Here is a 15587-nt window from a genome sequence, read left to right as displayed (position 1 = left end):
ACTATCCTGATTTCTTTACCGGAGCGACGCCGGGCATTTTGGGCATCGCTGCTGCGATAGGTGGTTTCTGAGCGGCCGGAGTGCCTGGGTTGTTCGCCGCAGGATCGTTGGCAAAGATCTCGCGAGGAATCACGACGCCCTTGTCGCTCAATTTTTGGATAAAACTTGGAATCGTACCAGTTGCCTGGAAGACACCTTGAATTTTTCTGTTCTTATCGTAACCGGTTTCTTTGAAGCGGAAGATTTCCGCCAAAGTCACCACATCACCCTGCATGCCCGCAACCTCAGTGATACTTAGGATCTTACGGCTACCATCGGACAGACGGGAGATCTGCACAATTAAGTTCACGGCGCCAGAAATCTGTTCGCGAATCGCACGAACTGGCAATTCCATTCCAGACATCATACAAAGAGTTTCTAGACGTGCAATACACTCGCGCGGGCTGTTTGCGTGAGTCGTTGTCATCGAACCATCGTGACCCGTGTTCATGGCCTGCAACATATCCAAAGCAGCGCCGTCACGGCACTCACCGACGATGATGCGGTCAGGACGCATACGCAGGGCATTTTTGATCAAATCACGAATGCTGACGGCGTTTGATCCTTCCATTGAAGGCGGCCGTGTTTCCAAACGAACGACGTGTTCCTGTTGCAGCTGCAGCTCGGCCGCGTCCTCGACGGTGATAACACGCTCATTAGATGGAATGAAGGAGGACAGCATATTAAGAAGTGAGGTTTTACCGGAACCGGTACCACCTGAGATAACCACATTCAAACCGTTCTCGACACAGATACGCAGAAAGTCGATCATGTTCTTGGTGACACTTCCGTAGTTGATATACTTTTCCGGAGTGATACCACCTTTTTTAAATTTACGAATTGTCAAAGCTGGACCGTCAATCGCCAAGGGCTCAATCACGGCATTCACACGCGAACCATCTTTTAAACGCGCATCCACGTACGGAGTGGAGTCATTGATCTGACGACCTAACGGCGTCACGATTCGTTCGATGATGCGACGAAGATGATCATTGGAAGTAAAAGTCACAGGACTGAGCTGAACCTTACCACTTTTTTCAATAAAGATTTTTCTATAGCCATTAACCATAATCTCGGACACATCTGCGTCAGCGAGCAGATCTTCCAAGGGACCCAGTCCCAAAGCTTCTTCCAAAACCTCTTTGATGATTTTAGAGCGTTCTTCACGGGCGGTATCAGGCGCTTCGCGATCGACAATCAGCGTGATTTCTCGCTTGGTCTTTTCGCGAATCTCTTTTTCTTTGCCTTCGTCTTGCTTGGTGTCCAGAAGAAGTTTTTTAAGATCGACGGTTCTGATCAACTCGTTGTGCACGCGAATTTTCAGAAGGGTGCGCGGGTCCATGCCATTGACTGGCAAAGCGGCTCCTCCCGCGGTGGCGCCTGGGTCTGCCGCCGGAGCTGGTTTCGGACGAGCAATCGATTTAAGTCTTTGTAGGATGCCGCCACTGAGTTTTCGAGCCACATCATAGTAGGCGGCCGTGATCGGGGCTTTAGGAGCTGCCAGAACGAAAGGAGTGTATTTTTGTAAAGCCATCATTGTAGTGGCTTCGTCCTGCGGAATAATTCCCAGGAAGGGCAACTGCAATTGATTCGAGATCGTCTGCGGAGACAGACCTGTCGGAGACGCCTTATTAATCACTAGTTGGAACATATCTTTCGGCAATGTTGCTGAAAGAAGTTCGTTGATGAGACGTTGTGTTTGTGTGACTACAAGAACTTCAGGGCTGGTCACGATCATAATTGCAGTGGCTTCCTGCAAAACAGCCATTTGGGCCGGGCCCAAATCAGTGCCGACGTCGACGACGACAAATTTAAATGCGCGAGAGAAAAATTCCAATAGCTTGCCCAGAAGATCTGGAGAGATAGAAAGAGATTCTTCAGGCCCACGGACCGCACCAACATAGGCAAGACCGGATTGGTGCATGGTTACCAACGAGTTCATCGGTTGAGAATTTAAAGAACCCTGAAAACTTGCGAGCTCTTTTAAAGTCTTCTGAGGCTTAATCCCCATAATGACGTTTTGATCGCCGACACTTTTGCTGTCGGCATCGATCAGAAGAACCTGAGAGCGGAGTTCATTCATGAGCGTGCAAGCAAAGTTAGCTGCAAAGACCGACTTACCAACGCCGCCTTTACCGCCAACCACTGCGATGAGATTACAATTCGGATTAATAGCCAATGCAGACCTCCAGTTCCTTTATCGGCTGGAATGGGAGGTCCGTTTACGAGATCTTAGTCGCGTAAACGGAACTTCTTCTTAATTTGCTCAGCGCCCGAGCTTGCAGAAGTTTTCACAATGGGTGTTACAAAGACCACGAACTGGCTTTGTTGCTTGATGAAGTCTTTAGATGCATAAAGGCTGATGATCGGGTTCTTTTGTCCAGCTGGACGATTGTAGCCTGTGGAAGTGGAGTTTCGGATCAGACCACCCACGGCAGCACTTTGACGGTCACGCACAGTCACCGTACTGGACATTTGGTTTTTACTCACAATCGGTGCACCCATCGGTGTATTACCCAATAAGCTGCTGACTTCGAAGCTCATATCCATTTTAACACTGCCGGATTTTTCACCCAAAAGCGAAGGCGTGATGGCCGTTACGATACCCACGGACGCAAAGGCTGTTCCTTGAGTTCCGTCTTTGCCGATCACCGGGTAAGGCTGGTCCGTGACTTGTTTGATTTCACCTTTTTTACCGTCTTCGACGATCAAGCTGGTGCTTTCCAAAACACGGGCATGTCCATGTTGTTTCGCCCAATTCAATTTCGGTAACAGATTTGAAACTGTTCCCGTGATCGACGCGATAACTCCACCAGGGCTGTCGCCACCAGTTTGGAAGGTCAATTGTGAATTATCGCCCAATTCAGGCGTGAATTGAAACTTAAAGGCTTTTGAATAGTCTTTGTTCAGCTCTACATAGTGGATCACCATCTGAATCATTTTTGCCGGAGGACGTGGTGCGGCCTCTTTGATCTGAATAAGGTTGATCACGCCATCATTCAAAGGACGACGTTTTTTGATCGGACCACCGTCTTCGGCGGCATCGATCACGATGTCGGGAAGATAGGTCTTCGCGATGATTTCAGCTCGTTTGGCCTCTTCGTCGCTGTTCGCCCAGCCTTGCAGAATGATTTTGTCATTCACGGCACGAACTTCGATTTCCGGGTTATTAATGTCACGTGCGATGAATTCGGCGATTTTCTTTTGCGCCAAAGGACTAAGGGTGACTAAAGACGAAGCTTGATCGCCGAATTGTTTTACAACGTTGAAGATGCGAGCAAGATCTTTTGGTAAAAGAATCTGACCATCCACAACCACTTTGTTGTTCACGATCTTGATATTGATACCTTCAATGTCGCCTAAAAGCGCGCGCATTTCGCGAACGACTTTATCGAGTTTACTTTTCTTAACGTCAATTCGGAATTCAGCCACAACCTTGCCATTGCGTTTATCGTGAATGGTCAATGTCGCAAAACCTTCCGCTTTCGGAGCGAAGCGAATAACATTCAGGTCTTTGGCGTAAGCGGCCGTGACCACACGGCGGAAGTCACCTTTAAACTCAATACTATCGGGAAGGGGCGGAAGCTTTTCGTCTTGTTCGATACCCAATGTTAGATTGATGAACTTACGAGAACGATACACACCGGTGCCTTCATCAGCAACCGCTGACGAGGGTTCCGCAATAAGTTCTTCCTGAGCCTCTGCTAACGGCCCAACGAAGAGACTTAACAGGAGTCCTGCGGTCATTAAATTTCGTCTCATATGTTCCCCCTTCGTTCCCCTGTGACCCATCTACAATGTTTGAAATCCGTTGGTGCGCGGTCTTTCTGACGGAGGCGCAGTTCTTTGTTGTACTGGTGGCGTGTAAACAGGTCTTTGCGGCACTGCTATAGGAGGAGCCTGTGCCGGAGTATCCATGGACACCACTGGTTTCCCTGCGACAGATTCCGCCGTCGAACTTGGCATGCGCGGAGGAACGGTTCTGTCGTTCGGATTTCTTAAAGCAAAGAAAATATTCCCTGGAGCTGTTGATAAAATGTAGAACAGATCCTGGGCTTCTTTCGGTGTTGCTTCCACCGTGATAGTTGTATACTTCGTGTCGCCTGTTAAAGCGATTTGCGTTAAGTTTTTTCCTGTCGAGTCTAACTCGAACATACGGGGAATATTGTTCATAACACTGACTCCCGTTGCCAAAACAACGACGTCCGAAAGCATTGTGAAAACTTCACGACGTTGGTTCACACCTTTACCACTATCAACAGCGGCAAAGATATCCACTCGGTCCCCGGGGCGAATTAATTTGGCAACCCCACGAACTTCGTCGACCGGAATTGCCACCGCACGTTTGCTGGGTGCGACTTGCAAGGCGATTCCCGTGTCTGGGCCCGGAGTCAGCAAGTTGTTTTTCACAACCATTTGACCTTTACGAATCGGTACCGCAGCCACGTTACCAATGATTTCATCAGGAATTGTGATGGCATCAGGCTGGATAAAGTCTGCTGGTAACTCTTTGGTTTCCACCATCGTGTCGTAGATGGTTTGCATTTCTGCAATATCTTCTTTGGCGACCACAACACGTTTTGTTGTACCGTAACGCTTGTCGTACTCCGCTTTCTTTTCTTGCGAATAGCTATACAGCAAGAAGGTGGCAAACACCCCTGCTGCAATCGAAAGCCAAAGATTTCGAGTTTCGTTAGATCCCATCACGTCCTACTTTCTATGAGCCGCCACACTTGGCATCCAAACAGATGCCATAGGCCGTCTTAATCCAGATAGGGTTGGCGCCAACAGATTGATTTCTTCCGTCGCCAAGGCCTCTGGTTTTTTCGTGATCACTCTTGCTGTCAAACACCGTTGCGCGAGTATCAAAATTCATAAAATCAATTAGGCGTGTGGAGGCAATCCACTTTTCGCCACTAACTTTTTCGGAAGTCGTTCCATGGAAGCGCATTCCGATGCCTTTAAAATTAAAGTCCGAGTTTCTAAAATATGTTAAGTTGGCGCGATGGCGAAAAGTTTCGAAGGCGTAGTTGCGTGCGGCGATGGAATTCAGAATACCTGTATGTATCGCTCCGAAAAAGCCCAATGAAAAATTTAAAAACAAAACAATAACGACGATAATAGGGATCATTTCAAAGACCGCCATGCCTTTTTCGTTATTGAGAGTTGAAGGGCGACGTTGTTTCTTTAACATCCGTTGTCCTCCATTGGTGTGTATTGGTTCTCTCCGACGCCGCCCAACACCTTGTAGCGTGAGTCGAGATTTAGAATGTTGGTGTAACGAGGCTTGATTTGTTGTTCCCAGCATTCCTTTTGCGTGGGCTCACGAATCAAAAGACCTGTTACTTTCGCTGAAAAGCCTTTGTCGGGGTCTTCAGCGGTCGAACCTAGAAAGGCAATTTTCATGTTTAAAATGCGCGTTTCAAAGTCAAAGCGTACACCGGTCTGAGGAACGCGATCCTCGGTGTATTTATAGTCGGAACTAAAGTCACTGCCATCCAAACCACTTCGGACATCCAAAGCACCTAGTTTGAACCAGTTGCTTTCGCCGGAGCTGTTGAAGAGCGGCTTCAGTGTCGGATTATTAATAAGTTCATTGAACTTATCTTTGGCAAGTTGCTGCTGTTTTGTTGGATCAACATGGCTGGCAGCGTGTGCTCTTGCCGCGGAAAAAGCGATATACTGAGCGATTTCAGCCATTGAAAGCGTGAAGTTGAGGGCAAAAAGAATAATGCACATGCCTGCGCACAACACGAGGGCAAAAATGAACTCAGCGGAAATCAATCCGCTTTCATTCTGCACTGGCTTAAGTATTCTTTGGAATGCCTTCATTCTCGTTTTTCCCTAACCGTTTGGATCAATAGTCAGTGAGCGATCGTATTGATTGGGGTGAGAGGTGCGCGCCTTATCCGGCGTTTCCCAGACTCCCGACTCAATCATTCCGGATACTTTTTCCCAGGGACCGCCGATCAGTTTTGCCAGGATCTTGCCTTCGCGCAGCTGATTGGTTCCCCAAATGAAAAAACCCACACCGACAACCATTAAAAGAACGGCTTCAATTACAAACTGACCTTTTCTGTTACGAAGAGGAGCGTGTTTCAATTGTCACCTGCCCATTGTACGTGGTTACCACCTTGCGGTTTGAATCCGTCGCCTGTTGCAAGCTGCTGTTCGATCCGAGCGCCTAACATCGGGCCCGAATTGCGAAATGCATTCCCTGGGGCTGATAAGAAAGCTTTCAGCCCAAAGAAGAACACGCAGAATAGTAACAGGACATACTCAACGGTCATTTAATCTCCCGATTAAACGCGGACTAACTATTCAACCGACATGATTGAATTAGATAGGTTACCGATTTTTTCTTCCATAGTTGTTCTGATCTTATCTTTGAACATAACAACAAGTGCCACGACAACCACAAGCAATAGGATGTACTCGGTCGCACCTTGACCTTGTTTGTTCTTTAAAAGATTTTTCGAAAAGTTTTTAAACTTCTTCATGGATGTTCCCCCCTTTCCATTAATATCGGCTAATTTTGGGATTCTCTTTAGAGGGAGCACGACAAAACGGTCCTGGAAACATGTCTCAATTCGGGAATGTATGGAAATTTCAAAAAAACTGAAAATAAAAGAAATTGGAAAAGTTTTGGACAGCGGGGTTTTGGCTGAGTTTCGCTTAGGACTTAAGTCGGAATGTTTAAACTTTTCACAGGACTTTGAGCGGGGATAAAGGGGCATTTCCCAAGCGGAAAGCCCCCAAAAAATTATTTGCAATCTACTTTGTCTGAGAAGTTTTTGCCCAAATCGGCGCCGTCAAATTTTCCCGTCACCTTTTTTTCTGTCAAAGTTCCTTTGCGCACAATCTTAGCACTTTTTTCAGCCCATTTTGCGCAAGCTTCAGCCGAATCCAACTTCTTTGTTTCGTCAGTAGGGTTTTTGCCATTGTAGGGTTTAAAAGCCTCTGTCTCTTTGCCGGGACATGCCTTGCGATCGATGCTGATGACACAGTCGCCAGCATAAGACATAGAGCTCATCAGTAACAAGGCTGCTACCAAAGCGGTTTTTTTCATTTGTTCTCCTTTGAAATTAGGCGGCGGAAAAGTCTTTTTCCGCGGCATTTTGTTTTGCTTCATTTTCATTATTAATTTTTTGACCGACAAGAATGTGCAGCTCTTTCATCATGCGATGAAGTTCCTCGGACTGCTTTTGCATTTCTTCAGAGGATGTTGATACCGAACCCATCGAGGTGGCGACAGTTTGTAAACTGCGATCGATCGTCGACAAGGCCTTGTTCATTTGCTCAATTCCCTGGGATTGTTCGTGGGACCCTTGCGCCACGGTTTGAATCAGTTCAGCAACTTTGTGGGAATTAGTGACGATGGCATTTAACGACTCTTCACTTTCGCCGGCTAAAGTTACACCCGTTTTACTTTTGTCAGTGGCCTCATTGATTAAGCCGCCAATTTCCTTGGCTGCATCAGCGCTTTTTTGCGCTAAAGCGCGAACGGCGTCGGCTACGACTGCGAATCCTTTGCCTTGTTCTCCGGCGCGTGCGGCTTCCACGGCAGCGTTAAGCGCCAATAAATTTGTTTGAAACGCAATATCGTCGATCAGATTCAGAATCTCCGCAATTTTTGACGAGCTTTTGGAAATCTCGCTCATTACTTGAATAAGTTCCTGAATCTTTATCTGTCCTTGTTGAACGGTGTTTTGCCCCTCTTTAGAGATTTCCGCCGCCTGACCCGAGTTCAGTGAGTTTTGGCGAACTGTGGCAGTCAGTTGTTCCATCGAGGCGACGATTTCTTCAAGAGAAGCGGCCGTCGAGGTTGAGTTGGAAGAAATCTGGTCGCTCGAGTCGACAAGTTCCGTCGCTCGAGAGCGAATTGTTTCCGCGCTGGTTTCTAAACCTTCGGCGACACTTTTCAAAGAGGATTGGATTTTTCGGATGTTCCAGATGGCCGCAGAAATTCCTAAGAGAATGCACAGACCGACAACGGAAATCAGTGTATACATTGTAACTTTAAATGTTTTAGCCACATTTTCGGCATTTTGGACTCCGACCATGTAGCTATCGTCGGAAAGCTTTTTCAGGGCATCATAGGCCTGTGTAAAAGCTTTCTGAGAGCTGCCAGCCAGGATCTGTTCGGCTTCGGTATGTTTTTCCTTGTCGATGGCTTCTTTGAATTTTTCGCTTTCCGCCTGATATTCGTCCCAGGCCGTTAAGAACAAATCGTAAGACTTGCGAAGCTCATCCGTCGTTAATAAAGGGTCCAGAACTTTGGAATAGATAGTGATATTGCCAAGCAAGCTATCCATTTCTTCAAGAACGAGTTTTCTTTCATCCGTGCTCTGAGTCGCCAGCAGATTGTATTCAAGTTTGCGATAGTTCACTAAGTTAAGATTGATATCGGCTGACTTGCTGACGGCGGGAAGCCATATTTCACCGATCTCATTGGTGACTCGATTTTGGTTACGCAGTCGATCCAGAGACAGAATATTTGTTACTAGGGCAATCAGAAGTAACAATCCGGTCACAAAAAGGAATCGGCTTCTTAAAGAGATGTGGTTCATGGGAAACCCTCCGGCAATTTTGTCGGAGGACAGCCGCCAAATAAAAAGTCCTAAGGATTACAAAAGAGCCTTTTCAGAAGGAATGCGAGGTAGAATAGACTTATCTATTAGTGAAACTTGTTTAGTTTTTAAGACCTTCGTTGGGGTGTCCCTATTGACGAAGGTCTTAAGACTCATTAGATTGACTTTAACGGGAGATTCTCAGCATGCCAAAACAACTAGTGTTTCTTTATGCCTTTTGCGTCGTGATTTTGTTTCTAGTAAACGTCGCAGTTTCTTAGTTCTTCATTGTATAGATATCAGGATAATTTCTTCCGACTTCTTCGGAATCCATTCCATATCCAACAACATAGCGATCATCGATAGTTTTTCCGATATAGTCTGCCTTGATTGGCAATTCGCGGCGTGCAGGTTTATCTAAAAGCGTGACGATCTTCAAAGAAGCTGGTGCTGAAGCAAAAAGGCGGCTTCTCAGGAAGCTCAATGTACGACCCGTATCGATAATTTCCTCAACAATCAAAACGTGTTTTCCGGCGATGTTCACAGAGATGTCTTTGACGATCTTAATCGCGCCACCTCTTTCAACAGCCTGAACGTGAACGAAGTCCACCTGTTGAGGAAGGTCCACTTTGCGCATAAGGTCTGCGGTGAAATGGACGGAGCCACGAAGAGGACAGATGAAAACCACATCCTTTCCATCGTAATCGCTTTCAATTTGTTGAGCTAAGCTTTCAACCAGCTCTGCGATTTCGTCACTAGTAAGGAAGGGAACCATCTGTTCTTTTAATTGTGCCATTTCATGCCTCGGTTACAAATCGATTGAAGTGATGCCAGCTGCTTGTGCCATTTTCAAATAGCGCAAGGCTTCGGGGTGTTGCGGATCCCGAATAAGAATATTCTCCCACTGTTCGGTGGCTTCAGCAATATTGTTTGAATTGTAATATATAGCACCAAGCTTTAGGCGAGCTGGAATTAAGTGCGGATACTCGCGAATCAGTGCTTTTAAGTCTTTGATGGCGCGATCATGCTGGCCCAATTGAACATGGACCTCTGCGATGCGCATCGTGACTTCCGCTTTTCTGCTGGAAAGTTTTTGCGCCTTAAGAAGTTGTTCAAGGGCTTCATTATAGCGTTTGTACTGATAATAAAGGTCCGCGAGTTCTTCGTGTTTGGAGGCAAGTTTTTCGTCAACGAAGGGATCTTGTTTGCCGGATTTCTTTTCTAGTTGCACTTGGGCATCTAAAAAAACCTGCTTCCCTTCATCGTACTTGCCAAGATCGTTTAAAATAATTGAAAGGCCAACGCTGGCATCGGTATATGTCGGATCAATTTCTAAAGCCCGTCTGAAGGTTTTGATCGCTTTGCTGAACTGACCCTTATCGTAAAAAATGGTCGCCAACATTTGATAAACTTCAGGATTACGAGTGTTTTGCAAAAGCATCTGATTCAAAATAGGCTCGGCCATTTTGTAGTTCCCGTTGATGAAGTACCCACGGGCTTCAGAAAGCATATCGTCGTGAAGAGCATTCATCACTCGATCTCCTTCGTTGCGGCTTTAAATTCTTTGCTATCAGGGAAGTCTTTGGCTAACAGGGCCTGATATTTTTTTGCTTTGGCAGAATCACCAATCTTTGCCGCACAAATCGCAGCGCGGGAAAGCGCTTTCGCGTCGAATCCCAAATTGCGATAGTTATTGTAAAGGCCCTCATAGCGGGAAAGCGCGCTGTCGAAAATTTTGCGTTTGAAATAAAAATCCGCAATATATTCTTCTTTTTCGGCCAGCATTTTGATGGCGGCGCTACGCTTTTCTTTGGCTTCGTTAGCATATTGAGAGTTCGGATATTTCTTAATAAGATCCGACAGATTGAGGATCGCATCATTTGCCAAAGTTAAATCACGATCAATGCTTGAAGGCAGTTGATTGTAATAGCTCATTCCAATGCGGAACTGCACATAGTCGGATTGAGGAACCGTGGGGTGCAGCTCTTTGAACATTTGGTATGCAACCTGAGCTTCTGCGTAGGATTCTTGCTTGAAGTAAACGTCAGCTATTGCTAATTCCGCTTTAGTTGCGAAGTTGCTGTAAGGGAACTTATTTTTAACTTCCGTATAACGACGGATAGCTTCTTCGTAGCGCTCGCCTTCGTCATATTCCTGGGCGATAGCAAAGGCTCCGTCCGGCGTGTCGGAGTTTTTCTCAGTAGTTGAACAGCCTGAAACTAGAAGTCCCAAGGCCGCGACGATAGTTATGACTCGGAGCGTTTTTAACATAGAAGTAAATCATATTTTGGTCCAGGTCCTGCTGTCAACGCGTCATCAGCACAGCGTCTTTTTTAATCCAACCCGTAAGTGATCCGGGATAGGTGACTTGCACCCAATCACCCTGAGTTTGACGGGCGACCACTTCCATGCCGCCAAATAGTTCGAGAATGGCGACTTGATTGTCCCCGGGCGCAGTTTGCAAAGAGACTTTTTCAGTGATGATGGTTCCTCGTAAAATCGTGGAATCATAGACTTTCAGCGCCAAAAGGCCTGTAAATATCACAAAACTCAGGGTCAAAAATGTGCTGACCAGGGGAAAGCTTGGGGCCGCCGCTTCTTCCTGCATCGCTTTTTTTCGACGCCCACCATAAGAAATCAATGTCCATCCCGCAGCAAAGAATGTGAGAGCGGACAAGATCAAATAGGCCGAAAGAGGAACGGGTTGAATTAACTTTGCGCGCACAGATTCGTAAGTCTGAATTTGGCGCGGGACTTCTTTAACACCAAGTTGTGACAGAACAAATTTCAGTCCCGCTTCTGCTGTCGATAGTTCAGGGTCTGACGCCAACGCTTTTCGTAGAAGACCGACCGCGAGTGGTTTCTTTCCAAGTTGAAACTCCGTTAAAGCCAGATTCGTCAATACGACGGCGTTATTGGGATCTTGGTCTAGGGCACGCGAGAAAGATTCGTGGGCTTTCGCGTAATCTTTCGCAAGATAGGATTGAGTTCCTTGTTGAAACAACTCTGCGGAAGTGCCCGTTTGCGCAAGACACAGAGCGGGCAAAATGAGTGACAGAAAGAACACAGAGAGCTTTTTTAAATTCGCCATAGCCTTCTCAGTTTACAGATAAAAGTCTTTCCGTGTCTACCACGTGTCTTGTCTTAGTCTGGGCCCGGGAGTATTCTAATTGGGCATTTCAATAACAAAGGACAGTCTGACAGGGCCGATTGTCACGAAAGGTATTATGAGTTCTCTTGTAGGTCATCAAATACAACAATCCGAAAAAGTGAAAACCATGGTTCATGATCTTGTGAGTGAAGTCACAAAATTGAACGCACAATTGACTGGCATTCGCGCGCCGATGGAAGAATTCAAAGATGCTGGAAAACAAAAATTTGATCTTGCCGGACAATTCCGTGGTCGACCTTTGCACTATCCCTATATGGGCACGGGTGCGGGACGCGGTCCCTATGTTGAGCTTGAAGACGGCAGCGTGAAATTGGATCTTATCAATGGAATCGGTATTCACTTGATGGGTCATGCCAATCCGCGAGTGATGGCCGCTGCGGTTCGCGGTTCTTTGGCGGATATTTTGACCCAAGGAAATCTTCAGCCGAATAACGAGTACCGTCTCTTCACTGAAAAACTTGTGAAAATTGCCAGCAAAAAAAGCCGCATGAAATATGCGTGGATTGCGACTTGCGGTACGATGGCGAATGAAAATGCCTTGAAACTTTCTCGTCAAAAAAATTCTCCGGCCCGATTTGTAATGGGCTTTAAGGACGCCTTTGCGGGCCGGTCCACAATGATGGCGGAGGTCACTGACAATCCCGCTTACAAACAAGGTCTGCCGGAATACAATGAAGTTCTTCGTGTGCCCTTCTATGACAAACGCGATCCGCGTTCTGGTGAAAAGGCGCTGAATGCGATGAAAGAACACGTAGCAAAACATGAAGGTAATATCTCTGTTTTTGGTTTTGAACCGATGTTGGGAGAAGGCGGATATCAAGCGGCTCCTCGTGACTTCTTTGTTCCGCTTCTTGAGTTCTGTAAGTCGAAAAATATCGCCATCTGGGCGGATGAAGTGCAGACATTCACTCGTACCGGTGAATATTTTGCATTTGAAACTTTGGATATTGGTCAATACATCGACATCTGTACCATTGCGAAAACAGCGCAAGTCGGTGCGACAATTTACACAGAAGAATACAATCCGAAGCCGGGTCTTATCGCGGGAACATTCTCGGGCTCGACACCGTCTCTATCTGTCGGCATGGAAATGTTAGACATGTTGGCCGAAGGCTACTTGGGTCCAGATGGTCGCATCAACCAGATTCACCGCCGCTTCATTGATGGTATCAATCGTTTGAACGAAACCACTTGCAAAGGCATCGCACAAGATGCTGGTGGAATGGGATTGATGGTTGCTTTCACACCGCTAGATGGAAAGAAAGAAACGGTCAACGCCTTCCTGAACAAGCTTTATGCGAACGGTGTTATTGCCTTCCCATGCGGTAAAGATCCTGTGCGCGCGCGCTTCTTGATTCCTGCAATCATTCAGGATGCGGATATCGACATCGCCCTGCAGATGATTGAAAAGACTTTGCTTGAAGGAGTCTAGTTGGACTTTATCGAAGCTTGTCGCCAACTGATTGCAATCGATAGCACACCCACTCATGGCAATAGAGATCTTGCTAAGTGGGTGGCTGCTTTTTGTCGCCAAAAAGGTTTACATGTTGAAGAACAAGAAGAAATTGTCGGCGACTTGCTTCAGGTAAACGTTATCGCTCGTCCCTTTGCGGAAAGGCCCGATGCCGAATTCCTTTTGCAAACGCATTTAGACACCGTCGATCCGGGACCTTTTTCGTTGTGGACAGAGACGGGCGCCAATCCCTTCGACGCGCACATCATCGAGGGAAAAATTTATGGCCTTGGTGCGGCTGATGTGAAGTTGGACTTCTTGTGTAAGCTGGAAGCGATGGCTTCTTTCGTAAATCAGAAAAGCTGGAGTCTGCCGCCAGTGCTTGTTGGCACTTTTGGTGAAGAATCCGGCATGCAAGGCGCACTTAAGCTGATTCGCAAAAACAAGATCGCCGCCAAAATGGCTTTGATCGGTGAGCCGAGTGATCTTCAGGTGATTAACGCGGCGAAAGGTTATGCCAGCGTGGAAATCCGTGTGCCGTTTTCTGACGAAGAAATGCACTATCGTCAAGAGCACAATCTGCGCGAAAGTACCTCGACGCAGTCAAAGCTGTTTCGTGGAAAAGCCGCGCACTCGTCGACGCCGCATTTGGGTGAAAGCGCTATTACCAAAATGTTAGAGTATCTTATGATGCTTCCCGATACGGTGAACATCATGGAGATGGATGGTGGCAATAATTTTAACACCATCCCCAGCCATGCCTTTTTAGAGATCGACATGGTTACTATGATCAAAAATCCGATCTCTAAAAAGATTTCTAACATTTATCGCGCGGTCAAAGAGCTTGAACTTGAGTTCTTGGATTACAAAGACAATGATTTTCACCCAAGTACTCCCACTTTGAACATTGGCTTGATAAGAACGAATGAAGACGATGTTCAGATTTCGGGGACTTGTCGTATTCCGCCGGTCATCACGCATGAAATTTATGAGGGCTGGATGGATCGTCTGCGCAAAGTATGTGAGCATAATGGCGCCAGTTTTCGTGTGAATGATTATAAAAAACCCTTTCGGACTGAAGTGAATTCCATTTTGGTAAAGGGGTGCTTGGATGAACTTCGAGCGATGGGGTTGAGTGACCGTCCCATCACGCAAGCTTCGACGAACGAAGCCAGTATTTTTTCGCGTATCGGAGTCGACTGTGTGTGCTTTGGCCCCGGCAAACGGGAAGGCAATGTCCACACGACACAAGAACATGTGGCTTTGGAGGATCTTGATAAAGCCATCGGTTTTTATAAAAGGGTCATCGAAAGGTTTTGTGTATGAGTTTTATAATTCGGCCCGTGCAGTATGATGACTTGGGTCAACTGGTGGACCTGGCGAAACAGTTTAATCTTCTGAATCTGCCTGGCGACAAAAAAGTCATTGGGGAAAAGATCGAACGCAGCCAGGAATCTTTTGCGGGAAAATTGCCAAAAAATAAAGCGGAATACCTATTCGTAGTCGAAGACGTCGAAGAAAAGCTTGTGGTCGGCAGTTCACTTGTCATCGCCAAGCATGGATCTGAAGAAGTTCCTCACAGCTTTTTTAAAATTTTGAAGCGTGATCATTTTTCTCAGGATTTAGGAATCGGCTTTATTCATCAAGTTTTGCGCTTTCAGTTGGACTTTGATGGCCCAACAGAAATCGGAGGACTTCTTGTCGATAAAACCTATCGTCGTCGTCCGGAAAAACTAGGGAAACAAATCAGTCTTTCGCGTTTCCTGTACATGGGGCTGCATCGGGATCGATTCGAAGATCGTGTTCTGTGTGAACTGACGCCTCCTTTGACGGATGAAGGTCGCAGCGAGTTCTGGGAGGCATTGGGTCGCCGCTTCACCGGTCTTCCCTACCAGGAAGCCGATCTGTTAAGTCAGTCGCACAAGGAATTTATTGAAAGTCTTTTCCCACAGGACGACATCTATCTGGCATTACTGGATGCCAAGGCACGCTTGGTTTTGGGTCGCGTCGGCGAGGCGACGAAACCTGCGCAGCATCTTTTGGAAAGTATAGGTTTTAACTATTTGGACGAAGTGGATCCATTTGATGGCGGTCCTCATTATGGCGCAAGTACTGAAGAAATTCTGCCCATTAAATATGGTCGACGTTTAAAAGTGACTGAATTTAAAGATGCTTCTTATAAAGAACAGAACCTTGTGGCTACAACCAGCGATGACTTCAAAGCCTGCCTGGCTTCGGTCGATATCCGTGGTGACGAAATAGCCATTGCGCCGATCTCACGACAGCTTTTAGGTGTCGACATCGGCGAAGAAGTTTATGCAGCTCCATTTAATTATAACAGAGGGAAATAGAA

The 15587-nt window shown here is 46.6% G+C and carries 17 protein-coding genes; 3 read left to right on the top strand and 14 right to left on the bottom strand.

What is annotated here, in order from left to right; translation table 11 throughout:
- Window position 1: 1 nt before the first annotated feature.
- From OM95_RS08510 to OM95_RS08445, 14 genes are all read right to left on the bottom strand, one after another.
- Window positions 2-2218, bottom strand: a complete 2217-nt coding sequence (locus OM95_RS08510; RefSeq protein WP_041872588.1) for an ATPase, T2SS/T4P/T4SS family — start codon at window positions 2216-2218, stop codon at window positions 2-4.
- 53 nt (window positions 2219-2271) lie between these two features.
- Window positions 2272-3801, bottom strand: coding sequence for a BON domain-containing protein (locus tag OM95_RS08505; RefSeq protein ID WP_041872585.1), 1530 nt, complete (start codon window positions 3799-3801; stop codon window positions 2272-2274).
- A 30-nt stretch (window positions 3802-3831) separates the two neighbouring features.
- A complete protein-coding gene (gene cpaB, locus OM95_RS08500) occupies window positions 3832-4743 on the bottom strand; it encodes a Flp pilus assembly protein CpaB (RefSeq protein ID WP_041872582.1) in 912 nt (303 codons plus the stop codon).
- A 13-nt stretch (window positions 4744-4756) separates the two neighbouring features.
- The gene (locus tag OM95_RS08495) at window positions 4757-5233 is read right to left on the bottom strand and encodes a hypothetical protein (protein ID WP_041872578.1); all 477 of its coding nucleotides are present in this window, start codon (window positions 5231-5233) and stop codon (window positions 4757-4759) included.
- A complete protein-coding gene (locus OM95_RS08490) occupies window positions 5227-5871 on the bottom strand; it encodes a hypothetical protein (RefSeq protein WP_291515903.1) in 645 nt (214 codons plus the stop codon). Before OM95_RS08490 ends, OM95_RS08495 begins: the two co-directional genes overlap by 7 nt.
- Before the next feature lie 12 nt (window positions 5872-5883).
- A complete protein-coding gene (locus OM95_RS08485) occupies window positions 5884-6141 on the bottom strand; it encodes a hypothetical protein (RefSeq protein WP_041872577.1) in 258 nt (85 codons plus the stop codon).
- Window positions 6138-6329, bottom strand: coding sequence for a hypothetical protein (locus OM95_RS08480; RefSeq protein WP_041872575.1), 192 nt, complete (start codon window positions 6327-6329; stop codon window positions 6138-6140). The genes OM95_RS08485 and OM95_RS08480 overlap by 4 nt, the downstream gene beginning before the upstream one ends.
- Window positions 6330-6356: 27 nt before the next feature.
- Window positions 6357-6539 (bottom strand): Flp1 family type IVb pilin, encoded by a 183-nt coding sequence (locus OM95_RS08475; RefSeq protein ID WP_041872573.1) that lies wholly within the window; start codon window positions 6537-6539, stop codon window positions 6357-6359.
- A gap of 263 nt (window positions 6540-6802) precedes the next feature.
- Entirely contained in the window at window positions 6803-7108 is a 306-nt protein-coding gene (locus OM95_RS08470) for a hypothetical protein (protein WP_041872571.1), read from the bottom strand.
- 16 nt (window positions 7109-7124) lie between these two features.
- Entirely contained in the window at window positions 7125-8609 is a 1485-nt protein-coding gene (locus OM95_RS08465; protein WP_041872568.1) for a methyl-accepting chemotaxis protein, read from the bottom strand.
- Between the two features lie 277 nt (window positions 8610-8886).
- Window positions 8887-9405, bottom strand: a complete 519-nt coding sequence (hpt, locus tag OM95_RS08460) for a hypoxanthine phosphoribosyltransferase (protein WP_041872566.1) — start codon at window positions 9403-9405, stop codon at window positions 8887-8889.
- A 12-nt stretch (window positions 9406-9417) separates the two neighbouring features.
- Window positions 9418-10140, bottom strand: coding sequence for a DUF6584 family protein (locus OM95_RS08455; RefSeq protein WP_041872564.1), 723 nt, complete (start codon window positions 10138-10140; stop codon window positions 9418-9420).
- Window positions 10140-10880 carry an outer membrane protein assembly factor BamD gene (locus OM95_RS08450; RefSeq protein WP_041872561.1) on the bottom strand — a complete coding sequence of 247 codons (741 nt, stop codon included), beginning with the start codon at window positions 10878-10880 and terminating at the stop codon, window positions 10140-10142. The genes OM95_RS08455 and OM95_RS08450 overlap by 1 nt, the downstream gene beginning before the upstream one ends.
- Before the next feature lie 34 nt (window positions 10881-10914).
- Window positions 10915-11700 (bottom strand): tetratricopeptide repeat protein, encoded by a 786-nt coding sequence (locus OM95_RS08445; protein WP_041872558.1) that lies wholly within the window; start codon window positions 11698-11700, stop codon window positions 10915-10917.
- Window positions 11701-11836: 136 nt separating this feature from the next.
- Here OM95_RS08445 and OM95_RS08440 point away from each other — a divergent pair, with 136 nt between their 5' ends.
- Genes OM95_RS08440 through OM95_RS08430 form a run of 3 tightly spaced genes read left to right on the top strand, consistent with a single transcriptional unit; the run spans window position 11837 to window position 15585 of the window.
- Window positions 11837-13213, top strand: coding sequence for an aminotransferase class III-fold pyridoxal phosphate-dependent enzyme (locus OM95_RS08440; protein ID WP_041872555.1), 1377 nt, complete (start codon window positions 11837-11839; stop codon window positions 13211-13213).
- On the top strand, window positions 13214-14560 hold the full coding sequence (locus OM95_RS08435) for a M20/M25/M40 family metallo-hydrolase (RefSeq protein ID WP_041872553.1): 1347 nt from the start codon (window positions 13214-13216) through the stop codon (window positions 14558-14560). It abuts the gene before it with no gap.
- Window positions 14557-15585, top strand: a complete 1029-nt coding sequence (locus tag OM95_RS08430) for an arginine N-succinyltransferase (protein WP_041872551.1) — start codon at window positions 14557-14559, stop codon at window positions 15583-15585. The genes OM95_RS08435 and OM95_RS08430 overlap by 4 nt, the downstream gene beginning before the upstream one ends.
- Window positions 15586-15587 lie beyond the last annotated feature (2 nt).

Origin of the sequence: Bdellovibrio sp. ArHS (assembly GCF_000786105.1) — a bacterium.
In the GTDB taxonomy this organism is placed as follows: domain Bacteria; phylum Bdellovibrionota; class Bdellovibrionia; order Bdellovibrionales; family Bdellovibrionaceae; genus Bdellovibrio.
Note: the sequence above shows the minus strand (reverse complement) of the source record. Positions and strands in the feature narration are given on the sequence as shown.